Source organism: Gemmatimonadota bacterium, from assembly GCA_039715185.1.
In the GTDB taxonomy this organism is placed as follows: Bacteria; Gemmatimonadota; Gemmatimonadetes; order Longimicrobiales; family RSA9; genus DATHRK01.
This window is the reverse complement of sequence record JBDLIA010000018.1, coordinates 1-25,788: the sequence shown is the minus strand read 5'-3', so window position 1 is coordinate 25,788 and position 25,788 is coordinate 1. Positions and strand designations below refer to the sequence as shown.

The 25,788-nt window shown below is 70.5% G+C and carries 24 protein-coding genes; 20 read left to right on the top strand and 4 right to left on the bottom strand.

From position 1 onward, the window contains the following. Positions 1-47: 47 nt before the first annotated feature. From plsX to ABFS34_05245, 20 genes are all read left to right on the top strand, one after another. Positions 48-1,049: a phosphate acyltransferase PlsX gene (gene plsX / locus ABFS34_05340; GenBank protein MEN8374854.1), complete on the top strand. Its 1,002-nt coding sequence runs from the start codon at positions 48-50 to the stop codon at positions 1,047-1,049. Then, positions 1,046-2,038, top strand: a complete 993-nt coding sequence (locus ABFS34_05335) for a beta-ketoacyl-ACP synthase III (protein ID MEN8374853.1) — start codon at positions 1,046-1,048, stop codon at positions 2,036-2,038. Before plsX ends, ABFS34_05335 begins: the two co-directional genes overlap by 4 nt. Continuing rightward, positions 2,032-2,967, top strand: coding sequence for an ACP S-malonyltransferase (gene fabD, locus ABFS34_05330; protein ID MEN8374852.1), 936 nt, complete (start codon positions 2,032-2,034; stop codon positions 2,965-2,967). The genes ABFS34_05335 and fabD overlap by 7 nt, the downstream gene beginning before the upstream one ends. A 13-nt stretch (positions 2,968-2,980) precedes the next feature. Beyond that, positions 2,981-3,715, top strand: coding sequence for a 3-oxoacyl-[acyl-carrier-protein] reductase (gene fabG / locus ABFS34_05325; GenBank protein ID MEN8374851.1), 735 nt, complete (start codon positions 2,981-2,983; stop codon positions 3,713-3,715). Between the two features lie 29 nt (positions 3,716-3,744). Further along, complete coding sequence (locus ABFS34_05320; GenBank protein MEN8374850.1) at positions 3,745-3,987, top strand: acyl carrier protein; 243 nt, start codon at positions 3,745-3,747, stop codon at positions 3,985-3,987. 68 nt (positions 3,988-4,055) lie between these two features. Then, positions 4,056-5,315 carry a beta-ketoacyl-ACP synthase II gene (gene fabF, locus ABFS34_05315; protein MEN8374849.1) on the top strand — a complete coding sequence of 420 codons (1,260 nt, stop codon included), beginning with the start codon at positions 4,056-4,058 and terminating at the stop codon, positions 5,313-5,315. A 123-nt stretch (positions 5,316-5,438) separates the two neighbouring features. After that, on the top strand, positions 5,439-6,050 hold the full coding sequence (locus ABFS34_05310; GenBank protein MEN8374848.1) for a DedA family protein: 612 nt from the start codon (positions 5,439-5,441) through the stop codon (positions 6,048-6,050). Beyond that, entirely contained in the window at positions 6,023-6,949 is a 927-nt protein-coding gene (gene xerD, locus ABFS34_05305; GenBank protein MEN8374847.1) for a site-specific tyrosine recombinase XerD, read from the top strand. The genes ABFS34_05310 and xerD overlap by 28 nt, the downstream gene beginning before the upstream one ends. 129 nt (positions 6,950-7,078) lie before the next feature. Beyond that, positions 7,079-7,663 carry an aminodeoxychorismate/anthranilate synthase component II gene (locus ABFS34_05300; GenBank protein MEN8374846.1) on the top strand — a complete coding sequence of 195 codons (585 nt, stop codon included), beginning with the start codon at positions 7,079-7,081 and terminating at the stop codon, positions 7,661-7,663. Further along, positions 7,660-9,213, top strand: a complete 1,554-nt coding sequence (locus tag ABFS34_05295) for a hypothetical protein (GenBank protein ID MEN8374845.1) — start codon at positions 7,660-7,662, stop codon at positions 9,211-9,213. Before ABFS34_05300 ends, ABFS34_05295 begins: the two co-directional genes overlap by 4 nt. Positions 9,214-9,358: 145 nt before the next feature. Then, positions 9,359-10,129, top strand: a complete 771-nt coding sequence (gene kdsB / locus ABFS34_05290; GenBank protein ID MEN8374844.1) for a 3-deoxy-manno-octulosonate cytidylyltransferase — start codon at positions 9,359-9,361, stop codon at positions 10,127-10,129. Between the two features lie 61 nt (positions 10,130-10,190). Beyond that, complete coding sequence (locus ABFS34_05285) at positions 10,191-11,927, top strand: CTP synthase (protein MEN8374843.1); 1,737 nt, start codon at positions 10,191-10,193, stop codon at positions 11,925-11,927. An 8-nt stretch (positions 11,928-11,935) separates the two neighbouring features. Further along, positions 11,936-12,775: a 3-deoxy-8-phosphooctulonate synthase gene (kdsA, locus tag ABFS34_05280; protein MEN8374842.1), complete on the top strand. Its 840-nt coding sequence runs from the start codon at positions 11,936-11,938 to the stop codon at positions 12,773-12,775. After that, a complete protein-coding gene (locus ABFS34_05275) occupies positions 12,768-13,418 on the top strand; it encodes an HAD hydrolase family protein (protein ID MEN8374841.1) in 651 nt (216 codons plus the stop codon). The genes kdsA and ABFS34_05275 overlap by 8 nt, the downstream gene beginning before the upstream one ends. After that, positions 13,408-14,427: a KpsF/GutQ family sugar-phosphate isomerase gene (locus ABFS34_05270; GenBank protein ID MEN8374840.1), complete on the top strand. Its 1,020-nt coding sequence runs from the start codon at positions 13,408-13,410 to the stop codon at positions 14,425-14,427. The genes ABFS34_05275 and ABFS34_05270 overlap by 11 nt, the downstream gene beginning before the upstream one ends. Further along, positions 14,424-14,960: an LPS export ABC transporter periplasmic protein LptC gene (gene lptC, locus ABFS34_05265; GenBank protein ID MEN8374839.1), complete on the top strand. Its 537-nt coding sequence runs from the start codon at positions 14,424-14,426 to the stop codon at positions 14,958-14,960. Before ABFS34_05270 ends, lptC begins: the two co-directional genes overlap by 4 nt. Further along, a complete protein-coding gene (locus ABFS34_05260) occupies positions 14,960-16,696 on the top strand; it encodes a hypothetical protein (GenBank protein ID MEN8374838.1) in 1,737 nt (578 codons plus the stop codon). Before lptC ends, ABFS34_05260 begins: the two co-directional genes overlap by 1 nt. Positions 16,697-17,097: 401 nt before the next feature. After that, complete coding sequence (gene lptB, locus ABFS34_05255; GenBank protein MEN8374837.1) at positions 17,098-18,030, top strand: LPS export ABC transporter ATP-binding protein; 933 nt, start codon at positions 17,098-17,100, stop codon at positions 18,028-18,030. Continuing rightward, positions 18,027-19,490 carry an RNA polymerase factor sigma-54 gene (gene rpoN / locus ABFS34_05250; protein ID MEN8374836.1) on the top strand — a complete coding sequence of 488 codons (1,464 nt, stop codon included), beginning with the start codon at positions 18,027-18,029 and terminating at the stop codon, positions 19,488-19,490. Before lptB ends, rpoN begins: the two co-directional genes overlap by 4 nt. A 2-nt stretch (positions 19,491-19,492) precedes the next feature. Further along, the gene (locus tag ABFS34_05245) at positions 19,493-20,479 is read left to right on the top strand and encodes a glycosyltransferase family 2 protein (protein ID MEN8374835.1); all 987 of its coding nucleotides are present in this window, start codon (positions 19,493-19,495) and stop codon (positions 20,477-20,479) included. Between the two features lie 17 nt (positions 20,480-20,496). Here ABFS34_05245 and ABFS34_05240 read toward each other — a convergent pair whose 3' ends face one another. The 4 genes from ABFS34_05240 to ABFS34_05225 form a co-directional block, all read right to left on the bottom strand. After that, positions 20,497-21,471 carry a hypothetical protein gene (locus ABFS34_05240; GenBank protein MEN8374834.1) on the bottom strand — a complete coding sequence of 325 codons (975 nt, stop codon included), beginning with the start codon at positions 21,469-21,471 and terminating at the stop codon, positions 20,497-20,499. Then, complete coding sequence (locus ABFS34_05235; GenBank protein ID MEN8374833.1) at positions 21,468-23,984, bottom strand: YfhO family protein; 2,517 nt, start codon at positions 23,982-23,984, stop codon at positions 21,468-21,470. Before ABFS34_05235 ends, ABFS34_05240 begins: the two co-directional genes overlap by 4 nt. Positions 23,985-24,084: 100 nt before the next feature. Next, a complete protein-coding gene (locus tag ABFS34_05230; protein ID MEN8374832.1) occupies positions 24,085-25,080 on the bottom strand; it encodes a GDP-mannose 4,6-dehydratase in 996 nt (331 codons plus the stop codon). Continuing rightward, positions 25,080-25,788: GDP-mannose 4,6-dehydratase (locus ABFS34_05225; GenBank protein ID MEN8374831.1), on the bottom strand; the 709-nt coding region annotated here is incomplete at its 5' end. The genes ABFS34_05230 and ABFS34_05225, both read right to left, overlap by 1 nt.

Below are 25,788 nucleotides of genomic sequence, written 5' to 3'. Positions count from 1 at the left end.
TCGGCCGTCGCGCGGCTGGTTTCACCAAGCGTCCACCGGGTAAGTCGATGCGCATCGCGCTAGACGCGCAGGGATCGGACCTCCACCCACGGACCGAAATTGCCGGGGCGCTCGAGGCGTTGCGCGAGCTTCCCGGGGATTTTCGCGTAACCCTCGTCGGTGATCGGGACGAGCTCGCTCAAGAGCTCGCCTCGCAGGGCGCCGACGGCCTGCGCGAACGCATCGACCTCGTGCACGCGCCCACGCGCGTGGAATCCTCCGACTCGCCGGCGGCGGCCATCCGGCGCAAGCCGGATTCGTCCATCGCGGTAGGGCTTCGCCTGCAGCGGGACGGGGACGTCGATGCCTTCATCAGCGCAGGTCCGACGGGCGCGGTCATGGCCAACTCGCTGTTTGTGCTGCGCGCCGTGGAGGGCGTGGATCGGCCCACGGTCGCGACCGTACTTCCCACAGCTGGGCTGCCGCTGGTCATGCTGGATGCGGGGGCCAACGTGGACTGCAAGCCGCGCCAACTGCTCCAGTTCGGACGACTGGGCGCGGTGTACGCGGAGGACGTGCTGGGCCGTCAGCGACCCAAGGTCGGGTTGCTGAACATCGGCGAGGAGCCGGAGAAGGGCGATGAGCGTTCGGTGGCCGCGCACGCGTTGCTGCGCGACAGTGAGCTGAACTTCGTGGGCAACGTCGAGGGCCGCGACGTCATTACCGGTTCCTGCGACGTGCTGGTCACCGACGGGTTCGCGGGTAACGTTCTACTCAAGTTCTACGAGGCGGTCGCGACTTTTATGAGTGACCTGATTCGTGAGCGTTTCCCGGACGCAGATCCCGGGGTCGTGCACGAGGTGACCCGAATCCTGGACTACACCGAGTCGGGCGGGGCACCGCTGTTGGGCGTAAACGGCGTGTCCATCATCTGTCATGGAGGCTCTCCTCCGCGCGCCATCCGGAACGCGATACGCATGGCGATCCAGTCGGTTCGATCGGACGTCGTGGGTCACATCCGGAGGGAGATCGCAGAGCGAGCGGAGAGCACCGTCAGGGAGGTATCATGAAGCAGCCGAAGCCTACCGCGGAGATCGCGGCGACCGGTCGCTATCTGCCCGAACGGATCCTGACCAACGAGGACCTCGAGCGGCTCGTCGAAACCTCGGACGAATGGATCCGCGAGCGGACCGGCATCAGCGAAAGACGCATCGCCGACGACGACATGGGCGCCGCCGAGATGGGCGCCCGCGCGGCACGCGACGTCATGGCCAAGGCGGGCATCGAGCCCGGCGAGGTCGACCTGATTCTGGTCACCACGGCCACCCCGGACAGACTGCTCCCGTCGACCGCCTGCGACATGCAAGCGCTGCTGGGAGCCGAGAACGCCGCGGCCATGGACATCTCCGCCGCGTGCACGGGGTTCCTGTACGGGCTCACGGTTGCCGAGACACACGTGGCCGCCGGGCGCGCGGACTGGGCCCTCGTGGTCTCCACGGAGAAGATGTCGGCCATAGTCGACTGGACGGATCGATCCACGTGCGTCCTCTTCGGCGACGGCGCCGGCGCGGCGCTGGTGCGCAGGTCGGAGAACGGGCGCGGCATCCTGTCGTCTTTCAACCGCTCCGACGGCAGACTGGCCGACCTCCTGTACCGGCCCGCGGGCGGCACGGTGAAGCCGTTCGACGCGGCCGTCCTGCAGTCCGGCGACCACCTCATGCGCATGGCGGGGCGCGAGGTCTTCAAGGCCGCCGTTCGGTCCATGGCCCAGGCCGCCAATCAGGCGCTCACGAGCGCGGGGCTGACCGGCAAGGACATCAAGCTGATGGTCCCGCACCAGGCCAACATTCGCATTATCGAGGCTACGGCGCGCTACTCCGGCATCCCCATGGAGAAGGTGTACGTCAACGTCGACCGATACGGGAACATGAGCTCGGCTACGGTTCCCGTGGCGCTCGACGAAGCGGCGGAGCAGGGGCTGATCACCGAGGGCGACTACGTCCTCCTGGTCGCGTTCGGCGCCGGCTTCACTTGGGGAGCCACGGTCGTTCGATGGTAGCGTTGCTGTTCCCCGGCCAGGGCTCGCAGTCCGTGGGCATGGGACGCGACCTGGCCGACGCCTTTCCGGAGGCGCGCGCCGTCTTCGAGGAGGCTGACGACGCGCTGGGGGCTGGATTGTCGCGGATCATGTGGCAGGGCCCCGAGGACGAGTTGACGGCAACCCTGAACGCCCAGCCCGCCATACTGGTTCATTCCATCGCGGTGCTGCGGATCGCCGGTGACCTGGCGGGGTCGGCGGCCTTCGCCGCGGGCCATTCGCTGGGCGAGTTCAGCGCGCACGTGGCCGCCGGCACGGTGTCCTTCGCCGACGCGGTTCGACTGGTGCGCCGCCGGGGCGAGGCCATGCACGCCGCGGGGCAGGAGCGCCCGGGGACGATGGCCGCGGTGATCGGGCTGGAGGACGACGCGGTGCGGGCGGTCTGCGCGGAAGTAAGCGCGCGCGCCGGCGTCGTGGTGGCGGCGAACTTCAACGCCCCGGGGCAGGTGGTGATCAGCGGCGAGGTCGGGGCGGTGGAACAAGCCCGGGCGGCCGCGCAGGAGGCGGGCGCGCGTCGCGCGCTGCCGCTGAACGTGTCGGGCGCGTTCCACAGCCCCCTCATGGCCCCCGCCGCCGAGAGCCTGGAGCGGGCGCTGGCCGACGTGGAGTTCCGGACGCCGGCGTTCCCGGTGGTCTCCAACGTTACCGCCGAGCCGGTGAGGGACGCGCGGGCCGCCAAGGCCCTGCTGGTGGACCAGCTTACCAACCCCGTGCGCTGGGTCGACGGCATGCGGACGCTGCGCGGGTTGGGCGTGGGGCGCTTCGTGGAGGTCGGGCCGGGCAACGTGCTCACGGGCCTCCTGCGCAGGATAGACAGGGCGGCCGAGGGCGTCGCGATCGGCACCGCGGAAGACGTCGGCCGGGCGCTGGCCGCCGCCGCGTCGGCGTGATTCGGAGGGGGCGATGGAGTTAGCCGGGCGGGTCGCGATCGTGACGGGGGGCAGCCGTGGCATCGGCGCGGGCATCGCCGCCGAGTTGGCGCGCGCAGGCGCCGCGGTCGCGGTGGTCGGCCGGGACGTCGCGCGCGCGCAGGACGCGGCGGACGCCCTGCCCGGCAGCGGGCACGGCGCGTTCGCGTGCGACGTCAGCAGCGCCGAGTCTGTGGCCGCCCTGATGGGCGCGGTCGAGGCAGACCTAGGCCCCGTGCACACGCTGGTGAACAACGCCGGCGTGACCGCGGACAACCTCCTGCTGCGACTCAAGGACGCGGACTGGGATCGGGTCATGGACACGAACCTGCGTGGCGCGTTCAACACGGTTCGGGCCGCGGCCAAGGGGATGATGCGCAGGAGGGAAGGGCGCATCGTGAACATCACGAGCGTGGTGGGGTTGACTGGCAACAAGGGGCAGGCCAACTATGCCGCCTCGAAGGCCGGTTTGATAGGTCTGACCAAGTCGGTCGCCAGGGAATTGGCCTCCCGAAATATCCTCTGCAACGCCGTCGCTCCCGGATACATAGAGACGGAGATGACGGCCGCGTTGGGGGAGGACGTGCGCGCCGAGCTGGCCTCGCGGATCGCGTTGGGCAGACTCGGCACGGCGGCGGATGTGGCGCCGGTCGTCCGCTTTCTCGCGGGCCCCGGCGCCGCTTACATCACGGGGCAGGTGCTCGTGGTGGACGGCGGCATGGTGATGTAGGACGGAACACGGATCACGGAGAGAAACACATGGCGGACGGCACGGACGCGCGGATCAAGGAAATCATCGTCAACGAGTTGGGCATCGAGCCCGAGAAGGTCACCGAGGAAGCCTCCTTCGTCGAGGACCTGGGGGCGGACTCGCTCGATATCGTCGAGCTGGTGATGGCGTTCGAGGAAGAGTTCGGGGTGGACATCCCCGATGAGGAGGCGGAAAAGCTCCAAACGGTGGGCGACGCCATCGCCTATCTGAACGAGCACCAGGACTCCTAGTGTGCCGGCGCGGGACTTCCGCAACGGTACACTAGGTCCTGGCGCGAGAACGTTCAGCAAGGATGGCGATGGTGGGCGACAAGCATCGCGTGGTGATCACCGGCATGGGTCTGGTGACGCCGATCGGCAATACCGTGGACGACACGTGGACGGCGTTGCTGGAGGGGCGCAGCGGCGGGGCGCCGATCACCCAGTTCGACGCGCACGATGAGTTCGCGGTGCGCTTCGCGTGCGAGGTGAAGGGATTCGATCCGGAATCATATCTGGATCGCAAGGCGGCGCGCCGAACGGACCGCTTCGCCCAGTTCGCGATCGCGGCGTCCGATCAGGCCCTGGAGCAGTCGGGCCTGGCCTCGTTCGAGTCGCTGAACAGGGACCGGGTAGGGGTGATCATCGGCAGCGGCATCGGCGGCATCGGCACCTTCGAGAGCCAGGCGCGCACGATGTACGACCGCGGGCCGAAGCGGATCAGCCCGTTCTTCATCCCGATGTTCATCCTGGACATCGCCTCCGGCCTGGTGTCCATGCGGCACGGGCTGCGCGGCCCCAACTACGCCACGGTTTCCGCCTGCGCGTCCAGCGCGCACGCCATCGGCGACGCGTATCGCTCCTTGCAGCGCGGAGAGACGGACGCGATGATCGCCGGGGGTGCCGAGGCGACGGTCACGCCCATGACCATGGCGGGCTTCGCCTCGATGCACGCGCTGTCCACGCGCAACGACTCGCCCGAGACGGCCAGCCGCCCCTTTGACGCCACACGCGACGGCTTCGTCCTGGGAGAGGGAGCCGGAGCGCTCATCCTGGAGACGCTGGAGCACGCGCGTGCGCGTGGCGCGACCATCCTCGGCGAGATCGGCGGTTTCGGGCAGACCGCGGACGCGCACCACATCACGGCGCCGGCGCCCGGTGGGGCGGGCGCGCAACTCGCCATGACCGCGGCGCTGAGCGACGCGGGGGTGGGGCCGGCCGACGTGGGCTACATCAACGCACATGGCACGTCCACCCCGGCCAACGACATGAACGAGACGTTGGCCATCAAGGCCGTGTTCGGGGACCACGCCGACTCCATCGTCGTCGGCTCCACCAAGTCCATGACCGGACACACGCTGGGCGCCGCCGGCGCGATGGAGGCCATCATCTGCGCGCTGGTTTGCGACACCGGAAAGATTCCCTCCACGATCAACTTCGTCGAGGCGGACCCGGACTGCGACCTGGACTACGCCCACGACGGCGTGCGTGAGCGCGGCGTACACGTGGCGGTCACCAACTCCTTCGGGTTCGGGGGCCACAACGCGTGCGTGGTGGTCAAGGGCTGGAACGAGGAGTAGGCGCGGCGGCCCGCGCTAGTGTGCCGGCGCGGAAGTTCCGTGTGCCGAATGCCTACGGGACTTCTGCAACGGTACACTAGACTCTGCGCCGCCTAGCCGGCGCACACCCCTGGGCGAGGTACGATGAACCTGGACGCCCTGCTCCCGCGGCTAACCGAGCTCCCACCCTGGCTCACCTACGTCGTACTCGGCGTTGGGGCCGCCGTCGAGAACGTCTTTCCGCCCATTCCGGCGGACACCGTGGTACTGTTCGGCGCCTTCCTGGCAGGATTGGGTCAGGCGGATCCGTGGCTGGTGCTGGCGTCGACCTGGGCGGCCAACGTGATAGGCGCGGTGGCTGTGTATTTCGTTGCGCGCCGATACGGCGAAGCGGCGTTCGCTTCCGGCCCCGGGCGCTGGCTCCTCCACCCGGGCCAGCTCGAACGCATCGCCCGTTTCTACGCCCGCTGGGGCGCGTCCGCGCTGTTTCTCAGTCGTTTCTTCCCCGGCGTGCGGGCGCTGGTGCCGGTGTTCGCGGGGGTGAGTCGCATGCGGCCGGTGGCCGTGGCCGTGCCGCTGGCGACGGCGTCTTTCATCTGGTACGGAGCGCTGGTCTGGGTGGGCGCGGTGTCGGGCCGCAACTGGGAGGAGCTGAAGGCCTTCATGGAGCGCGCCGGGGGCCCGTTGGGATGGGCCGGGGCCGTCATCCTTGTGCTGCTGGTGGTCTGGTGGGTGCGGACTCGGCGGGCGCGGTGACGGGCGACAGGGAGGCGTTCAAGATTATCGACTTCGTCGACTTTCTGCGCCTCGAGCGCGGACTCTCGGAGCAGACCGTGCTGGCCTACCGGCGGGAGATCCGGCGAGTGGCGGACTTTCTCCTGACCCGGGGCGTCTCCGGCCCCGGAGCAGCGCAGCCTCAGGATCTGCGAGAGTTCGCCTATCACCTCAAGGACCGTGGGCTGGCCGCCAGCACCATTCGCCGCGCCCTTTCCAGCGTGCGCACGTACTACGCCTTCCTGGCCGCCGAAGACCTGGTAGCGACCGACCCGACCGAGGTGCTGGAGTCGCCCCGACTCGGCCGGCGGCTGCCCGAGGTGCTGTCCCGCCAGGAGGTCGCCACTCTGCTGGAGGCGGGCGACATCGCCGAGCGGCTGTACTGGCGCGACACCGCGCTGCTCGAATTCGCCTATGCTTCCGGAGCTCGGGTGAGCGAGATCGTCGCGCTACGCGTGCGCGACCTGGATCTGGAGGCGGGTTTCGCGCGGGTCTTCGGCAAGGGCGCCAAGGAACGACTCGTGCCCGTGGGGCGGTCGGCGGCGCGTGCGGTGCGCGTGTACCTGCGCGAGGGGAGGCCCGTGCTCGAGAGCGGGGTGGGGCGAGGGGTGCTGTTCCTGAACGCGCGCGGCAAGCCGCTCAGCCGCATGGGCGTTTGGAAGATCCTGCGCCGGCGAACCGAGCGCGCGGGCATACGGAAGCGCGTCAGCCCGCACACGCTTCGGCACTCCTTCGCGACGCATCTGCTGGAGGGTGGGGCCGATCTCGCGTCGGTCCAGGAGCTGCTCGGCCACGCCGACATCGCGACGACCCAGATCTACACCCATGTGGATCGCGAGCAGCTGCGCGACGTGCACCGGCGCTACCACCCCCGGGCTTAGCGCCGCATCGCGCCCGGTTGTAGCCGACTGGCGTGGGCTTTAGCTTGCGCCGGTCGATGCCCCGGGGGCACGGCGACCCGACATTCCGACCGCGCGCGCCCGGGAGGCCGCCGAACCGCGGAGACCGGCGTGCTTCTGCTGATAGACAACTACGATTCCTTCACCTGGAACCTGTATCAGTATCTGGGAGAACTCGGCGCCGAGGCCCTGGTGCGCCGCAACGACGAGGTGTCGGTCGACGACATCGAGGCCCTGGCGCCGGAGCGCATAGTGATATCGCCGGGGCCGTGCACACCCGCGCAGGCGGGAGTCAGCGTGGCCTGCGTGGAACGCTTCGGGTCGAGCATCCCTCTGCTGGGCGTGTGCCTGGGACACCAGGCGATCGCGCAGGCTTACGGGGGCCGCGTGGTGCGAGCCGATCGGCCGATGCACGGCAAGGTGTCGCCGGTGGCCCACACCGGCGTGGACGTGTTCGAGGGCCTGCCGTCGCCCATGGAGGCCACCCGCTACCACTCGCTCATCGTCGAGCGTGACACGCTGCCCGAGGCGCTCGAGGTGATCGCGTGGACCGGAGAGGACGACTGGGAGCACGAGATCCAGGGCGTGCGCCACTCCGCCCACCCGGTGTGGGGCGTCCAGTTCCACCCCGAGTCCATCGCGAGCACCCACGGCAAGGCGCTGCTGGGCAACTTCCTTCGCCTGGGGGCGACGTGAGGCGGGCGCCGGCGGGACGCGCTGTCGCGCTGGCGCTCGTGGGGCTCGCGTTCGCCTCGGCGGGCCACGCGCAGCAGGTGCGCTTTCGGGGCGTGGGTGACCCGGACCTGGACGCGCGCGTGCTCCGCTTCGTGGCCGAGGGCGGCTACACGCTGATCACGGCCGACACGACGGTGGCGCTGGGCGATACGCTGCCGGGCCCGGTGCTCGTCCTGCGGGCCCGGCTCTCCATCGCGGGGACGGTCGCCGGCGACATCATGGCGGTGGACGCCAACGTCTTCGTGCGTCCGACCGGCCTGGTGAGCGGCGAGGTCTGGAACCTCGGCGGCGGGTTCTATCCGTCCGAGCTGGCCCGGTTCGAGGGCGACATCGAGGACCACCCACTCGCGCCCTACCGGGTGGACCGGCAAGGGTCGCTGTTCGTCATCGTGGGCCTCGCGCACGAGGCGGAGTTCGTTCCGGACGGCCTGTACGGGCTGGGCGGGCCCACGTACGATCGCGTGGACGGGCTCAGCGTGCCGCTCGGCGCGCGCTGGCTGCTGCCCCCGCTGGGCCGCGTGCGGCCGACGCTGCGCGGACGAGTCGTGTACCGGTCCGAGCGCGGCGCGTGGGACGGCGGCGGCTTCCTGGAGCTGACGCGCGGCCGGACTTCGCTCCGGCTGGGCGGGGAACGGGCGACCCACACGAGCGACGCGTGGGTAAGGGCCGACCTGTTCAACTCGGCGAGCTACCTGATCGCCGGCCGCGACATGCGGGACTACTATCAGGCCGACCGCTTCTACGCGCGGCTGGAGCTGCGGCGTTCCCCGGGGCCCTGGACGCTGCGCCCGTTCGTGGAGGCCCGGCGCGAGGACGCGGGCGCGCTGCGGGCGGACGACCCGTGGACGCTGTTCGACCTCGACTCCGTGCGCCCCAACAGGCCCATCGTCGAGGCGGTGGTCAACAGCGTTACGCTGGGCGCGGTCGCCGACTGGCGGGATGGGAGCAGCGCCCTCGATGTGGACGTCCAGGTGGAGTTGGGCTCCCCGGGCGAGCAGGGTACGTTCGCCTGCCCGGTCGGGGATTGCCCGCTGGCGCCCGGCGACCTGCCCGAAGCGCTGGCGCTGTTCGCAGGGGAGAATACCTTCGCCCGCATCACCGTCGACGGCGCGTGGGAATCGCCCGCGCTGGACGACCACCGACTCCGGCTTGGCTGGCACCTACAGGGCCCGATCGGTTCCGACGGGCTGCCCTTCCGGCGTTGGAGCCACGTGGGGGGGCCGGGCACGCTCCCGACCCTGGGCGACGCCCAGCGGCAGGGGGATCGCGTGGTGTTCGTGCGTAGCGGTTACGGCATCCCGCTGCCGTTCGCCGTGCCCCCGCTCGGGGCCCTCGAGCTCGAGCTGGTCCACATGTTCGGCGGCGCCTGGAGCGCGGCGGGCGACGACCGCCTGGATCAGAACGTCGGCGTCCGCCTGCACTTCGCGCTGGGCTGGGTTCGCGTGGTGACCGACCCCGACGACTTCGGGGAGGACGTCGTGGTCGACGTGGGGGTGCGGGCCTCGTTCTGAGGGCGCGCGGCGCGGCCCGTTGCGCGCGCGGAGGTTTTCTTGTCACGCCGTGCGCCCACCCATACCTTTCAGGCGTGAATTTTGCATGGCGGCGCGCCCTCGCCGGCCCCCCGTACCCGCCCGGAAGCGTGGATTCTGTTGGGGGATGGCCTGCTTGAAGGTGCTCGTCGTGATTCCGGCGCGGCTGGACTCTGAGCGCTTGCCGCGCAAGCCGCTGATCGACCTGGGTGGTCGTTCGTTGATCGTCCGGGTTTGGGAACGTGTCTCCGCCCTCGCCGGTGTCGACCGGGTCCTGATAGCGGCGGACAGCGAGGAAGTTGCGGCGGAGTGCCGGCGAGTGGGCGCGGACGTGGAGTTGACCGACCCCGCGCTAACTTCCGGCACCCACCGAGTCGCGGCGGCCGTCCGACAACGAGCAGCGTCGGTCGAGTGCGTCGTCAACGTCCAGGGGGATGAACCGTTCGTGGGTGAGGATGCCGTCTCGGAGGCGGTCCGCGCCGTGCGATCGGGTTGGGATGTGGGGACGGTCGGGACGCCGGTCCGGACCGTGGACGCTTGGCGCGATCCAGCGGTCGTGAAGGTCGTCCGGGACGACAACGGCCGCGCGCTGTACTTCTCGCGCGCCCCGATTCCCCATCCCAGAGACAGGGCTCCAACGCCCGACGAACTGAGCGGCGAGGGGTACCTCCGCCACGTCGGGGTGTACGCCTATCAACCGGAGGCGCTGCAGCGCTGGGTGGAGCTTCCACCCGCGCCCCTGGAGGCGATCGAGCGGCTGGAGCAGTTGCGGCCGCTGGCGGCGGGCATGGCCATCGGGGTCGGTCTGGTCGTTGATGCGGCGCGCGGCATAGACACCGAAGCAGACGTGCGTTGGGCGCGCGGGAGATTGCGCGGTGGAGAGCGGGTCGCGGGATAATGACGGAGGAGGCGCCGGGGCGCGGCGCCGAACGGGAGACTCAGACGCGGAGGCGTAGGGAATGACCGAGCAGGGGCGGCGGCCGACCAACTTCATTTTCGTCACCGGCGGCGTTGTTTCGTCGCTCGGCAAGGGCATCGCCGCGGCGTCGCTCGGCCGGCTTCTGGTCGCGCGTGGGTTGCGCGTCACCATCCAGAAATTCGACCCCTACATCAACGTCGATCCCGGCACGTTGTCTCCCTTCCAGCACGGCGAGGTGTTCGTCACGGACGACGGCGCCGAGACCGACCTTGACCTGGGGCACTACGAGCGCTTCATCGACGAGTCGCTCTCCCAGGCGAACAACATCACCACCGGCCGCATCTACCAGGACGTCATCACCAAGGAGCGGCGAGGGGATTACCTGGGGGCAACCGTCCAGGTCATTCCACACATCACCGACGAGATCAAGGGCGCCATCCGCCGCCTCGCGCCGAACCACGACGTGGTGATCACGGAGATCGGCGGCACGGTGGGTGACATCGAGTCGCTGCCGTTCCTGGAGGCGATTCGGCAGTTCCGGCAGGACGTGGGGCGCGAGCACACGCTGTTCATACACCTCACGCTGATTCCCTACATCGCCGCGGCCGGGGAGCTCAAGACCAAGCCGACGCAGCACTCGGTCCGCGAGTTGATGGAGATCGGCATCCAGCCGGACGTCTTGGTGTGCCGGACCGATCGGCCGCTCACGCCAGAAATCAAGCGCAAGATTGCGCTCTTCACCAACGTCGATACGGCCGCCGTGATCGAGATGCGCGACGTGAAGACGATCTACAAGGTGCCGCTCGCTCTGGATCGGCAGAAGATCTCCGAGTTGGTCGTGACCAAGCTGGGCCTGGAGGGACTGCGCGAGCCCGACATGGAGCCGTGGAAGAGCATGGTGGCGCGCATCGAGCGACCGGCGCACGGGTCCGTCCGCATCGCCGTGGTGGGGAAATACACCGCGCTGCCCGACTCCTACAAGTCGGTTGGCGAGGCGCTCATCCACGGGGGCATCCACAACGACGTCGGTGTGGAGATCGACTGGCTGTCCAGCGAAGACTTCGAGGATCGAAGCATCACGGGTGGAGGACGCATAGCCGCTTACGATGGGCTGCTGATCCCGGGCGGGTTCGGGGTGCGCGGCGTGGAAGGCATGCTCGAGGCGATTCGGCACGCGCGCGAGCACGGCATGCCGTTCTTCGGCATCTGCCTGGGGCTGCAGTGCGCCATCATCGAGTACGCACGCAACGTATGCGGCCTGGAGGCCTCGCACTCGGTCGAGTTCATTCGGGACGCCGGCGATCCGGTGATCTGCATGATGGACTCCCAGCGGCAGGTCACCGACATGGGCGGCACGATGCGGCTCGGCGCCTACCCGTGCCGCTTGAAGCCCGGCTCCCGCGTGGAGGAGATCTACGGCACGTCGGAGATCAGCGAGCGCCACCGGCACCGCTACGAGGTCAACAACAAGTACCGCGATGTCCTCGAGCGGCACGGCTTCGAGTTCAGCGGGCTGTCGCCGGACGGAAACCTGGTCGAAATGGGCGAGCTGCCGGACCACCCGTGGTACATCGGCTGCCAGTTCCATCCGGAGCTCAAGTCGCGCCCCACGCGCGCGCACCCGCTTTTCGCGGCGTTCGTGGAGGCGGCGATGAGTTACCACGACGGGACCGTCGCCGGCGCGGCGGTACCCGGCGAGGTCGCCGAGACGGAGGGCCAGGCCGACGCCGCGACGAACGGTATTGCGCCCTCCGTGCCCACGCCCGCCAGACCGTGATCGCGTCCGTGCGGGGTCTGTTCGCGGCCGACGCCCCGTTCTTCCTGATCGCGGGCCCGTGCCTGCTGGAGGACGACGGCCTCAACCTGCGCATAGCCGACGCGCTCGCGGAGGCGTCGGTGGCCCTGGATGTGCCGGTCATCTTCAAGGCCTCATTCGACAAGGCCAATAGGAGCTTGTCCGACGCCGAGCGCGGGCCCGGGTTGGAGGTGGGCCTCGAGCGCCTCGCGACCGTCGCGCGGCGGAGCGAGCTGCCGGTCCTGACGGATATCCACGAGCCCGCCCAGGCGGCCCCGGCGGCCGCCGTGTGCGCGGCGCTGCAAATCCCGGCGTTCCTGTCCCGGCAGACAGACCTGATCGAGGCCGCGGGCGCCACGGGGCGGCCCGTCAACATCAAGAAGGGGCAGTGGATGGCGCCGGCGGACGTGACCGGCGCGGTGGCCAAGGCCCGGACCGCCGGTGCCGCAGGCGTGGCGGTCACGGAGCGGGGCACGTTCTTCGGGTACGGCGACCTGGTGGTGGACATGCGTTCGTTCGCGCGGCTGCGGGAGGCGACCGGCGCACCCGTGATCTTCGACGGCACGCATTCCGTGCAGCGGCCGGGCCGCGCCGCGGGGGCGAGCGGCGGAGATCCGGAGCACACCCCGGCGCTCGTCAGGGCCGCTGCGGCGGCGGGCATCGACGGGCTGTTCCTGGAGGTGCACCCGGACCCCGCCGGCGCCCCGTCGGACCGCGCGACGATGCTCCCGCTGGACCGGCTGGAGCCATTGCTGCGGGAAGTGCTGGCCGTCCGCGGGGCGCTCGAAGCGCTCGCTCGGCCCGTGACCGTGGAAGCCGCCGGTGTCTGAGCGGACCGCCGCACCCGACGTCTCCCCGCCGTCGGACGGCGTTCCGGCCGAGCGCGCGGCGCGGGTGCGCCTGGTGCTCCTGGACGTGGACGGCGTGCTCACCGACAACGGCATCTACCTGGGTGATACGTGGGGCGGGGCGGCGGAGCGGCCGGACGGCGCCGCCTCGAAGCCCCTGGAGCTCAAGCGCTTCGACATCCAGGACGGCCTGGGCGTGAAGTTGCTGGTGGCCGCGGGGCTGGGCGTGGAGCTGCTGAGTGGGCGCGAGTCGCCCGCGACGGACATGCGCGCGCGCGAACTCGGCGTACGCGCCAACCAGGTCTCGGGGGGATTCAAGCTGGAGGTCGCCGAGCGGATCCTGGCCGAGCACGGCGTCGACTGGGAGGACGCAGCGGTGGTGGGCGACGACCTCGCCGATCTGCCTCTATTGCGCCGCGCCGGCCTGGCGGTGGCAGTCGCCAACGCCGTTGCCGAAGTGCGCGACGTAGCGCACTGGACCACCCGCCTGGGCGGCGGGCGCGGCGCGGTCAGGGAGTTTGCCGAGGCGCTGCTGGACGCGCGCGGCCAGCGCGAGCGGGTGATCGAAGCCTACGAGCGCTCGCGGACTCCCGGTGACGCCGGGGAGATGTCCCGTGCCGGGTGACGCGACCGTAGCGGCCACGGGCAAGGCGCGCATCGCGGAGGGGGTGCGGGGCTCGGCCGCGGTGGACTCGGGTCGCGCGGTGATCGAGGCGGAAGCGCGGGCGCTGGAGGCGCTGGGTGGCCGGATCGGCGCCTCCTTCGAGGACGCGGTGCGGCGCATCGCCGCTGCGCGCGGCCGCGTCATCGTCTCCGGCATCGGCAAGAGCGGCGCGATCGGCCGCAAGATCGCCTCGACGCTCACCTCCACCGGCACGCCCGCGTTCTTCCTCCACCCGGTGGAGAGCCTGCACGGCGACCTCGGCATCGTGGGCCCCGACGACGTGGCGTTGATCCTGTCCAAGAGCGGCGAATCCGTCGAGCTCATGGAGTTCATCGCGCACCTGGTCCGCTTCGGCGTGCCGGTGGTGGCGCTGACCGGGGGGGCGCGTTCCTCGCTGGCGCGCGCGTCGGCGATCGTTCTCGACTGCGCGGTGGAGGAGGAGGCGTGCCCGATGGACCTCGCGCCGACCACCTCCACCACGGTCACGCTGGCGCTGGGCGACGCGCTCGCCGTCGCGCTGCTGAGCGAAAAGGGCTTCGGCCGCGACGACTTCGCCCGCATCCACCCCGGCGGCGCGCTGGGGCGCAAGCTGCGCACGCGCGTGCGCGACGTGATGGAGACGGAGGAGCTGCCCACGATGCCGGCGGGCGGCAGCATGGCCGACTGCGTGGTGCTCCTCGCGAGGCGGCGCGGCACCGTGGCGGTGCTGGACGCCGATGGCCTGCTGGCGGGGGTCGTCACCGCGGGCGACCTGACGCGGCTCATGGATCGGTCCGCGGACCCCCTGGCCACGCCCGTGGCGGAGGTCATGACGCGCACCCCAAGGGTGTGCCGGGCCGACGACCTGGGCGCGGCCGCGGTGCACGAGATGGAGACCCGCGGGATCATGGCGATGCCGGTCGTCGACGACGCCAGGAGGCTCGTCGGCCTGGTCCACCTGCATGACCTCCTACGCGCCGGGGCCGCGTGACCGGGGCGGTGCGCGCCGCGGTGGTGCTGTTGGCCGCGTGCGCGGCGTGCGACGGCTTGGGCCCGGAGCCCACCGGCGGGGACATCCCGGGCATGGTGGCGAGTCAGGTCATGTACGCCCTCCACCACGAGGTCACCGTCGACGGCGTGCGCGAAGCGGTCATCGACTCCGACAGCGCACATTTCTTCGACGATTCCACGGCGGTGCACCTGTTCGGAGTGGACCTGAAGGTGTACTCGCCCGACGGTCGGGAGCGCGCGCACGTGACGTCCCAGACGGGGACCCTGGACACGCGTACGCAGGCCATGATCGCGCGCGGTGGAGCCTTGGTCGTCACGCAGGGGGGATCGCGCACGATTCGCACCGAGGAGTTGCACTACGACCCGGGCGCGGACAGGGTCTGGTCGGACGTCGACTTCGTGATGGTGGAGCCCGGCCGGACCACTCGGGGCAGCGGCTTCAGCGCGGACGCGGAGTTCCAGAACGTGCGCGTCAACGACTCCTCCGCGGAGGGAATCCAGATCGACTTCTGATGCGTACGCGCGCCCCCGCCTTCGGCGCGACGACCCTTCGTCGCTTGATCGCCGCGATCGCCATCGCCGGCCTGGCCACGGGCGGGCCCTCCGACGCCGCCGCGCAGGGCCGTACGCGACGCTGTACGCTGGTGCGCGGCGGCACGCTGAACCAGTTCACCAGCGCGGGGCTGGGCGTCATCCAGCAGTTCGGGGGGCCGGTGGTGTTCCGCTGCGGGGGCGGCGTGCTCATCCGGTCCCGGCGGGCCACGGTCCTGGAAACCCGCCGGGAGGTCCGGCTGGAGGGCAACGTGCTGTACCGCGACTCCGTTCAGGAGTTGCGCACCGACTGGCTCCAGCGGCGTACGGCGGACGGCTTCATGCTCGCGCGCGGATCGGTGGTGCTCACGGACCTGGCCTCGGGGTCGGAGATCCGCGGCACGCAGATGCGGCGGCGAGACGTGGTGGGGACGCCGATCGAGACCCACATCCTGGGCCGTCCGCACGCGACCCTGTACGGCGAGACGTCCGACGGCGGCCCCGATGGAGCGCTCGGCACACCGGCGCAGCGCGGCGAGCCGATCGAGGTGGACTCGGATTCGATAGTCCTGGTGGGCTCGAACATCTTCCGCGCGCTCGGCAACGCGGAGTTCAGCCGCGGCGAAGACCTGAGCGGCTCCGGGCAGGCGCTGGAGTTCGACGACGCCACCGGGCAGCTGATCATCGACGGCGAAGCCCGGATCGACGGCGCCCGCTACGACCTGGCAGGCGACCGCATCGACGCGCTGACCATCGAGGGCTCCATCCGCGAAGTCTCGGCCTTCGGCCACGCCGTCCTCGAGGGCGACGAGTTGTACCTCGAAGCACCCGAGGTGACGCTGTTCTTCGAGGGCGATCTCCTGCAGAGCCTGGAGGCGCGCAGTCGCGTGCCGCGCGTCAGCGCCGCTCCCCCCCCGCAGGAGCAGGCGGCCGACTCGGTCTCGGGGGAGGCGGCGCCGGGGCCCGCGCCCGGACGCGATGGCGCGGCCGCGCGCCCGACTCCGCCGTCGGGCCGAGCCGACGACGCGGCGCCGGTACGACGCGGCGCCGAGCCCGGTCTCGTACCCGGAGACGGGGCGCGCGCGCGCCGAGAGCCGGCCGCGGTCGCGGGCCAGCCGTTGCTCGGGCAGGCCGCGGAGGCAGCGGGCGGGGAGGAGGCGGGGGCGGAGGATGTGGAGCAGGTGTTCGCGCGCGCGGAGGGGCTCGAGGTGCGGGCGGATTCGCTGCACGTGCTGACCCCGGACGAGCGCGTCCAGACGCTCACCGCGGTAGGCGTGGCCCACGGCGTCCGGCTGGCGGACTCGCTCGCCGCCTCGGCGCTGCCCGCTGAGTACGCCGACGAGTGGGTGCGAGGCGACACGGTGGTGGCCGAGTTCGCGCCGGATTCAACCGCCCCCGCGGACTCCGTGGAGCAGGTGCTGGAGCGCCTCACGGCGGTGGGCCACGGGGTACCGGCGAGCGCGCTGTCGCACGTGGCCGGAGCCGCCGCCGGCGACCTCACGATCAACTACCTGATCGCCAGGCGCATCGTCATGCTGGTGCGCGACGGCGAGGCGCGCGAGGTCCAGGCCGAGGGCAAGCTGAGGGGCCTATACCTTACCTCGGAGGTTGGCCCCGCGCCGGCTCCGGCGGATGAGGACGGCGCCGGCGCTGGGGCGACAGGGCCGGCCCAGGGATCGTCGGGCGCTGCGCGCTCCGGAGAAGGGCGGGCGCCGTGACCGGGCCCGCGCGACCCGTCCGGCTCGACGCGCTGCGAGAACGCCTGCGCGCCCAGGACGACTCCTCCCTGACGGTGGCGGTCGCCGAGCTTCTGCGCGTGGCCGACGACGAGGGCCTGGCCGACAGGGGGCGCTGGCTGGCCTCGGTGCGGGCCGCCACGCCGCGCTCGGGTGCCGGTGCCGAGGGCGCTGTGTGGCACGCGGGACCGGACCAGGAAGTGGGGGAATTCTCGAGGTATCTGCGGGAGCACGTGCTGCGCCGGTTGGCGGACTGGAGCTTGGCGCGCCCCGAACCCGACGACGAAGCGTGGGAGGGCGTGCGCTTCACCCCCGCGGCGTGGCAGGAGCTGAGACCGCGCAGGGCGGCAGTGCAGGCCGAGTTCGACGCGTTCACGCGCAGGCTGGCGTACGCGGCTCGGACGACCGCGCGCTCGGGGCCAGCGGGGCCCGAGGCGGAAGGGAAATCGACACTCCGGGCCGAGTCGCTCACCAAGATCTACCGCAAACGGAAGGTCGTCCACGACGTCTCGCTGGACGTTTCGCAGGGCGAGATCGTCGGCCTGCTGGGCCCCAACGGGGCGGGGAAGACGACCACTTTCTACATGATGGTCGGCCTCATTCGGCCCAACCGCGGCAAGGTCTTCCTGGACGACACGAAGCTGAACCGGATGGCCATGTATCGGCGCGCCAGGCTGGGCATCGGCTACCTGGCGCAGGAGCCCTCCGTCTTCCGGCGCCTCACCGTGGAGGAGAACATCCTCGCGATCCTGGAGACCCAGCGCATGGACGGCGAGGGCCGTTGGCGTCGCACCCGCCGAGGCGATCGACAGCGCTCGGCGCGGCTGGAGTCGCTGCTGGATGAGCTGGCCCTGAAACACCTCCGCAAGGCAAAGGCCTATTCGCTGTCCGGCGGAGAGCGACGCAGGCTCGAGATCACGCGGGCGCTCGTGAGCCGGCCGAAGTTCATGCTCCTGGATGAGCCCTTCGCCGGCGTGGATCCCATAGCCGTGCACGACATCCAGCAGATCGTCGCCGATCTGCGCCACCGCAACATCGGCGTGGTCATTACCGATCACAACGTGGAGCAGACGCTCGACATCGTGGACCGCGCCTACATCATGTACGATGGACGGGTACGCGAGAGCGGCACGGTGGCCGAACTCGTGTGGAACGACGAAGTCGCCGAAATCTATTTCGGTCCGACGCTGACCGCGCGCATGCGGGAGCGCTACCGGGAGCCGCGCAGACGCGCCTCCGTGCCGGTGGGCGATGCGCACGACGCCGGCGTCGGTCCGAGCTACGGAGCAGGGGCTCCTGAAACGGGACGGGCATGAAGACGGGACTCTACCAGAGCGCCACTCTTCGGCAGGAGATGAAGATCAACCCTCGCCTCTACCAGGCGATGGATCTTCTGTACATGCCGCTCCTGGACCTGCAGCAGCACATCAAGCAGGAGATGCTGAACAACCCCTTCCTGGAGCTGGAGGAGCCGCTCACGTCCGACGACGAGCTCATCGAGGAGCAGAACGAGAAGGAGAAGGACAAGGAAGAGAAGAGCGAGGACGAGATCGACTGGGAGGAGATCCTCCTGGACGGATTCGACGCCGGCGGCCGCAAGGCCGAGTACGAGGCCAAGGAGTACTACGAGCCCGTGCGCGTCGATACCCGCGACCTAGCCGATCACCTGCGCGATCAACTCATGCTGCTGCCGCTCGACGGTCGGGAGCAGCTCCTGGGCGAGGAGATCATCGGCAACATCGATGAATCGGGCTACCTGAGCTGTTCGCTCGAGGAGGTGGTGGAGCCGCTGAACCGCTGGATCGAGGAGAGCGGGGAGGGCCTGGCGGAGGACCTGGGCGAGGAAATCCCGCCCTTCACGCTCGAGGAAGCGGAGACGATGCTCGCCACCATTCAGGCGTTCGATCCTCCCGGGATCGGCGCGCGCGATCTGCGCGAGTGCATCCTGCTACAGCTCCGAGACGAGGGCAGGGAAGACACCCTCGCATACAACATCGTGCGCGAGCACTACGACCAACTCATCAACCACCGCTGGTCGGAGATCTCCAAGGAGTTGTCCATCACGGCCAAGGAGGTGCAGGACGCCTCCGACGCCGTGGCGAAGCTGGACCCCAAGCCCGGCCTCCGGTACGCGGCACCCGGCGACAACTACATCACGCCCGATCTGGTGGTGGAGAAGATCGAGGGACGCTACCACGTGTTCCTGAACGACACCGGGCTGCCGCGCCTGCGCCTGTCCAGAGCCTACCGCGACATCGCCCGCGACAAGAAGCAGTTCCAGGGCGAGAACAAGGAGTTCATCTCCAACAAGCTCAACAGCGCCAACTGGATGATCCAGGCGATCGAGCAGCGGCGCCAGACGATGCTGAAGGTGATGAACTTCATAGTGGACAGGCAGCACGAGTTCTTCGAGAAGGGCGTGCAGTACCTGAAGCCGCTCACGCTGCGCGAGGTAGCCGAAGTCATCAGCATGCACGAATCGACCGTCTCGCGCGTGACCAACGAGAAGTTCGTGCAGACACCGCGCGGGGTGCTGCCGCTGAAGTTCTTCTTCTCCAGTGGTCTTTCCACCGATTCCGGTGACGACGTCAGCGCCCGCGGGATCAAGGCCAAGATCCGCTCGCTGGTCGACGATGAGGATACCAAGAAGCCCCTCACCGACCAGGCCATCGTGAACATCCTCAAGGAGGAGGGCGTTCAGATCGCGCGGCGCACCGTCGCGAAGTACAGAGACCAACTGGGAATACTCTCCGCCAGGATGCGTAAGCGCGTCTGACAATGGACGATAGCACCCTAGACATACTGGGCGACGTGAGCTCCGACGGCGCCGTGGAACGAGCGCGGCCCCAGGACGACTTCTGCGTCGTCGTGCCGGCCCTGGATGAGGCGGCCAACGTCCCGGACCTGATCCGCGAGTTGCGGGAGACCTTCCGCCGACACGGACTGCGCGGAGAGGTCGTGGTGGTGGACGACGGCTCGAGCGACGCCACCGCGGAGCTGGTCGAGGAGCACGCGGCGGAGTGGCCCGCGCTCCGTCTGGTGCGGCACCGCCGGAATTTCGGCAAGACGGAAGCGCTTCTGAGCGCCGCCGAAGCGACCGACGCGCGTTGGCTCGTGCTCTTCGACGCCGACCTCCAGCACAGCACGGAGGAGATCCCGCGCTTCCTGGCCAAGCTCGACGAGGGTTGGGACATCGTGACGGGCCGCAAAGTCGGGCACTACGAGAAAGGCTTCGTGTCGCGGATCTACAACCGGCTGAGTCGGGCCCTGTTCGACGTGCCGGTGTCGGACATGAACTCAATGAAGGCCTTTCGGCGCGATATCCTGGACGAGATCGCGCTGCGCCGCGACTGGCACCGGTTCTTCGTCGTCCTCGCCCACGCCCGCGGCTTCAGCGCGACCGAAATCGACATCGAGCTGCTGCCGCGCCGACACGGGGAGTCCAAGTACGGGGGCAAGGGTAGGATCCTGGTCGGGTTGCTGGACCTGGCGTCGGTGTCCGTGTTCCTGTTCTTCGCGCGCAAACCCATGATCTTCTTCGGGCTCGGCGGCCTCGCGCTGGCGAGCCTGGGCGTGGCGGTGGGCCTGGTGACCATCGCGCTGCGGCTACTGGAGATAGCGACGCCGTTCGGCTACCGACCCTTCCTCTACCTCGTCGTCCTGCTAGAGACGGTGGGCTTCCTCATGTTCGGCTTCGGCATCCTCGCCGAACTGATCGCCGAGCAGAACGCCGAGATCGACCGGCGCAGGCCCCGGCGCGATTAGTGGACTGTAACGGTCCACTAGGAGGACCGTGGCCTGTCGATCGCCAGGGACCCGGTGGCCCCGAGCAGCTCCGCGACCACGATCCACAGGCGACTGGCCAGCGCCACCACGGCCCCCAGCGCGAGCGCGCGCTCGTCGCCCAGGCCGGAACCCAGGATGCCCCCCAGCAGCGCCGTGAGGGTGGCTTCGCGGAAGCCCAGGCCCGCGGGCGCCACGATGACCACGTAGCCCACCAGGTAGGCCGCCGCGTTGGCGCCCACGAGCGCCACCCATGCGCTTTCGGGCGCCCCCACGACTCCCTCCAGGAAGAGCACGAAGGCCGCGCCGAAGACGATCCAGTAGATCACGCACAGGGCGAGGATGGCGACGCCCGTGGACCAGCTCGCTCGCCAGCGCAGGTCGGCGGGTCGCCTGGGGATCAGCCGGACCCCCGTCGAAACCACCGCCGGGTGGCTGAGCGCCACGGCGAGCGCCGCAGCCAGCGCGCCCGTCAGGGCGGCGGGCACGCCGGGTAGCGGGAGGGCGGCGGCGGCCACGACCGCCGCGCCCAGGAGGACGAATCCCATAAAGGCGATGAGCGAAATCAGCATGAGCGCCGGGGACAGGCCGCGCGCTCGCGCCAGGTCGGCGGCGGCGACGAACTGCCAGATCTTGCCCGGGACGTAGCGCGCCAGGTTGCTGTGAAACCAGATCCGCACCAGCGCGGGGGAGGGAACCGGGTCGGCGCCGAAGCCGCGCAGGACGCGGCCCCAGACGAGCGCGGCCGACACGATGACGGCGGTCACGAGCAGCGTCGACGCGAGCAACAGGAGCGGCCGCAGGCGCCAATCGTGCTCCGCCACGCGGGGCCAGCCCTGGACGAACGCCCACCCGACGAACCCCAGCGTGGCCGCCACGAGCAGCCAGGAGAGGGCGCGCGCGAGGGGCCCCCTGGGGGGCGTGAGCGAAGGCGCTCCGGGGACCCCGATGCCGGGCGCCCTCTCCCGGGTCACGCGGCGGCCGCGTCTGGCCCCGCCTCGGGTCGAGGCGAGCGAGGCCGGCGGGCAGCCCAGGCTGACCAGGCGCCCACCGCGACGAGCAGGAGCAGCGCGGCCAACGAAATCCACAGGCCGCGGTACAACGCGTCGGGCCGGAACGCGAGCTCCACGGAATGCTCACCGGGCTCGACCGCGACCCCCATCAGGGCGTGGTTGACCCGCAGCAGCTCCGCGTCGTCGCCGTCCACGCGGACCCTCCAGTCCGGGTAGTGCGTTTCGGCCAGCACCAGTATCGCCGGTGCCCGCGCGTCCACGCGCAGGAGGTAGCGGTCGCTCTGATGTTCGAGGATCTGCGCGACGCCCGCGCTCCCGCCTCCGTCGGCGAGCGACACGCCGGACTCGATCTCGAGGATAGCCGTGGCGCGCGGGTCCCAGTCCGGCGCGCTGATCGCCTCGAGGCTGCCGTCGGGACCGGTCACGCGCGCGCCCGGGACGAGGTAGGCGCGGGGCAGCGCGGCGGGGTTCTGGTAGACCACGCCGGAACCGTCCTGAAACACCACGGGCCAGGGCAGGCCCACGTTCGCGCTGGCCACGACGTAGCCCACGTTGGCGGCGTTGAGCAGGGGCGTGGCCGCGGTTCCCCCGGAGGTGGCGAAGCGCTGGAGTTCGCCCAGGACGTTGTGCTGGTCCGTGTAGGTCACCGGGCTCGCGCCGAGGTACTCGTTCCAGCGCTGGAGCTGGTTGCCGTGCTCGCCCGTGACCTGCTCCACGCCGAAGCGCATCAGGTAGTTGGTCTGGCCGCGGTAGGCGGGCAGCTGCGCCAGGCTCGGCAGGGTCCACACGCGCGCAGTGCCGGCGGCCTCCTGCGCCAGGAAGTCGGCGACGCCGTCGGCGCGGAAGTGGACGCCGGGGGGCTGCGCCATCTCGTAGAAGTTGCGGTCGACGATCCACAGGTCGGCCACGATCGTCACGCCCAGGAGGACGGTGACCAGCGTGGTGCTCGCGCGCGCGCCGATCCAGAGCCACAGGATCCCGGCGATCGCGGCGGCGAAGGCGGTGAAGCGCAGCCACCCCGCCCCGGCGTTGGCGGCCGCCCAGGACGAACCGGGTCCGATGGCGGCGCCCGCGAGCGCCAGAGCGACGGCGCCCAACGCGACCCAGGGCGCTCGCTCCACTCGCATCCCCGACCCTCCCGCCTCGCCCCGGGTCCCCCTTCGCGCCGACCGACCTCGCGCGTCGGGTCCCCGCAGCGCGGCCAACCTCTCCAGCGTCAGCGCGGCCATCGCGGCCAGGGAGAACGCGACCAGGAAGAAGGAAATGGAGGGCGCGCGGAAGCGCTTGGTGCCAGGCAGGAACTCGTAGTAGAGCCGGTAGATGGGCGTGTGTCGTCCCAGCGCGACGCTCAGCGCGAACAGCGCCAGGGCCAGGAAGAACCACCAGCGCTTGTCCCGGCGGCTGTAGAACATCCCCAGCGCCAGCAGCAGCAGCGCGAAAGCCCCCACGTACTCGGTGTGCAGCTTGAACGGGTTGGCCCCGGGGGCGTCGCCGCGGTAGTCGCCCAGTATGCCGGCCTGTTCCGGTACCGCCATGGACAGCACCTCGGCCGGCGCCATCGACCAGGACGTGGCGTACTCGAGGCCGCGGCCCTCACCGCCGCGCGGAGAGGCGTCCACGTAGCCCAGGAATGGGAGGAAATTCACCGCGGCCAGGGCGAACGCGAGCGCCACGGCTGCCAGTCCCAGGGCGACCCGCCGGGCGAGCGCCCGCGGCGCGCGCAGGTGGCCCATGTGCCAGAGCGCGAAGCCGCTCCACAGCGCCCCCGCGATGAGCAGGTAGTAGACGCTCTGGATCTGGTTGGACAGCATCGCCGCGCCGAGGGTGGCCGAGGCGCCCGCGAAAGCGCCGAGGCCCCCCGTTCTGATCCCCCTGTGCAGGAAGAAGAAGAACAGCGGCGCGAAGCTGGCGACGATCATGCGCCCGTCGTGGCCGGCGTAGGTGAAGGACAGCATCAGGCCGGTGAACTGGAATCCCAGCGCGGACACCAGCGAGACCCAGGGGCGGCAGCGCAGCTCGCGGAAGAGCAGGAAGGCGCCGGTCCCGGCCGCGGCCACCTGCACGAAGTACATGAACGCGAACAGCTTGTACGCCGGCAAGAAGAGGTCGCCCAGCAGCCGGGGCGGGTACCACGTCGCGCCCGCGTTGGCGAACCACGGCATGCCCCCGTAGACGTAGGGCAGCCACTTGGGAATGGAGCCGCGCGCGAACTCGTCAGACAGCCACTCCATGTAGTGATAGGACGCCGCGAAGTAGTCGCTGCCGAAGAGGTGCCCCCCGGGCAGCAGCGCGGACAGAAAGTACGCCAGCGAGAGCGCGCCGAAGATGGCGGCCGCGAGCCCCGCCCCGATCGCCGGCGCTTCGCCGGCGGTCGCGCCCGCACGCGCATCGGCACCGGATCCGCGCGCCGCGTCCGCGCGGCGTTCCGATCGGGTGGTTCTGCGCGGCGCGGTCCGGGAACGTTTCTTTGTCATCGAATCTTCTTCTCGCCTTGGCAGGCGTCGGCCCGGACCTCGGGGCCCGCGGCTCGCGCGCGCCGACCGCGTCCGCGATACACGTCGGCCGACCGAGCGATCACGGTGCGCCGCGAGCCGCGCCGCGCTGCTCCAGGAACGCGACCAGGTCGCGCAGCGTCTGCTGCAGCTCTCGCCGCGGGCGCCAGCCGGTCGCGACGCGAATCCGGCCGGGGTCGCCTACCAGCGAGCGGATGTCGGCGGGACGGAGCCTGGCCGGATCGACCCGAACTTCCACGTCCACTCCAACGGCGCGTCGGAGTCCCTCCAGCAGGGCTTCGAGGGTGACGCCGCGGCCGGAGCAGACGTTGAACGCTCCCGCCGCCTCCGGCGCTTCGAGGAGGGCGACGTACGCGTCCGCGGCGTCCCGAACGTCGAGGAAGTCGCGCACGACTTCCACGTCGCCCACCTCCAGAACGGGCGGGCGTGCGCCGGCGCGGATGGCCAGGAGTTGGGAGGCCCAGTCGGCGGCGACGAAGGTGGCACTCTGGCCCGGTCCGGTCTGAGTGAAGCTGCGCGTCATGGCGATGCGGACGCCTTCCAGGCGGCCGGGGGCCCAGCCGATCATCTCCTGGGCGGCCTTGCTGGCGCCGTAGGGGTTTATAGGGCGGAGCGGGGTGTCCTCTGTCAGGGGCTTCTCCTCGGTTCCCGAGCGGCCGTACGCCTCGCCGGACCCCACCAGCACGACTGCCTCCGGGCGCGCGCCGTCCGGGAGCTCACGCAGAGCAGCGAGGAGGTGTAGGGCGCCGGTCACGTTGACCGCGAACATGGTCCCGGGATCCCCCCAGGAGCGGGACACGGAGGAAGCGGCGGCCAGGTGCAGGAGCCCATCGAGGCGGCCCTCCGCCCCGGCCCCGAGGATGGCTTCGCGGGTGGAGGTGGGGTCGGTGAGCTCGAGGGTCCGCCAGTCCACACGATCGCCGTCCTCCTTCGCGAGAGTCGTGAGCGTGGGAACGTGCCCGCCTATGCAACCGACCACCTCGTGCCTGCGCGCGAGCAACGCCGTGAGGACGTGCTGGCCGACGAAGCCGTCGGCTCCCGTGACCAGAAGTCGCATCAGCCGTCAGCGAGGGGGGCGCCCCGGCGGAGCCGGTCGAGATCCGCGTCGACCATCATGCGAACGAGGCCTTGGAAGTCCACCTTGGGCGTCCAGCCGAGCTCGGCGCGTGCGCGGGTGGGGTCGGCGACGAGGTGCTCGACTTCGGCGGGGCGCATGAACGCGGGGTCCTGGACGACGTAGGCGCGCCAGTCGAGGTCCACGGCGCCGAACGCCGCCTCGAGAAAGTCGCGCACGCTGTGGGCCGTTCCGGTGCCGATCACGTAGTCGCGGGGCTCGTCCCGCTGGAGCATCGCCCAGATGGCCTCCACGTAGTCGCCGGCGAACCCCCAGTCCCTGCACGTGTCCAGGTTTCCGAGCGCGAGCTCGGACGCCAGCCCCATTTTGATGCGGGCAACGGCGTCGGTGATCTTGCGGGTGACGAACTCTCGGCCGCGCCGAGGGCTCTCGTGGTTGAAGAGGATCCCGCTGGCTGCGTAGAGACCGTAGCTTTCGCGGTAGTTCACCGTGGCCCAGTGGCCGTACACCTTGGCGAAGCCGTAAGGGCTGCGGGGGTAGAACGGCGTCTCCTCGTTCTGCGGGGTCTCCCGCACCTGGCCGAACATCTCGCTGGACGACGCCTGGTAGAAACGGATCGCGGGATCCACGAGCCGGACGGCTTCGAGCACGCGTACCACCCCGAGCCCCGTAACCTGGCCGGTGAGCTCG

Coding starts and splice junctions, on each gene's coding strand:
- ABFS34_05310 (MEN8374848.1), top strand. CDS start 5,439: ATGAACCTGGACGCCCTGCTCCCGCGGCTAACCGAGCTCCCACCCTGG.
- ABFS34_05235 (MEN8374833.1), bottom strand. CDS start 23,984: ATGACAAAGAAACGTTCCCGGACCGCGCCGCGCAGAACCACCCGATCG.
- plsX (MEN8374854.1), top strand. CDS start 48: ATGCGCATCGCGCTAGACGCGCAGGGATCGGACCTCCACCCACGGACC.
- ABFS34_05285 (MEN8374843.1), top strand. CDS start 10,191: ATGACCGAGCAGGGGCGGCGGCCGACCAACTTCATTTTCGTCACCGGC.
- ABFS34_05335 (MEN8374853.1), top strand. CDS start 1,046: ATGAAGCAGCCGAAGCCTACCGCGGAGATCGCGGCGACCGGTCGCTAT.
- fabF (MEN8374849.1), top strand. CDS start 4,056: ATGGTGGGCGACAAGCATCGCGTGGTGATCACCGGCATGGGTCTGGTG.
- ABFS34_05320 (MEN8374850.1), top strand. CDS start 3,745: ATGGCGGACGGCACGGACGCGCGGATCAAGGAAATCATCGTCAACGAG.
- ABFS34_05245 (MEN8374835.1), top strand. CDS start 19,493: ATGGACGATAGCACCCTAGACATACTGGGCGACGTGAGCTCCGACGGC.
- ABFS34_05260 (MEN8374838.1), top strand. CDS start 14,960: ATGCGTACGCGCGCCCCCGCCTTCGGCGCGACGACCCTTCGTCGCTTG.
- kdsB (MEN8374844.1), top strand. CDS start 9,359: ATGGCCTGCTTGAAGGTGCTCGTCGTGATTCCGGCGCGGCTGGACTCT.
- fabG (MEN8374851.1), top strand. CDS start 2,981: ATGGAGTTAGCCGGGCGGGTCGCGATCGTGACGGGGGGCAGCCGTGGC.
- ABFS34_05230 (MEN8374832.1), bottom strand. CDS start 25,080: ATGCGACTTCTGGTCACGGGAGCCGACGGCTTCGTCGGCCAGCACGTC.
- rpoN (MEN8374836.1), top strand. CDS start 18,027: ATGAAGACGGGACTCTACCAGAGCGCCACTCTTCGGCAGGAGATGAAG.
- fabD (MEN8374852.1), top strand. CDS start 2,032: ATGGTAGCGTTGCTGTTCCCCGGCCAGGGCTCGCAGTCCGTGGGCATG.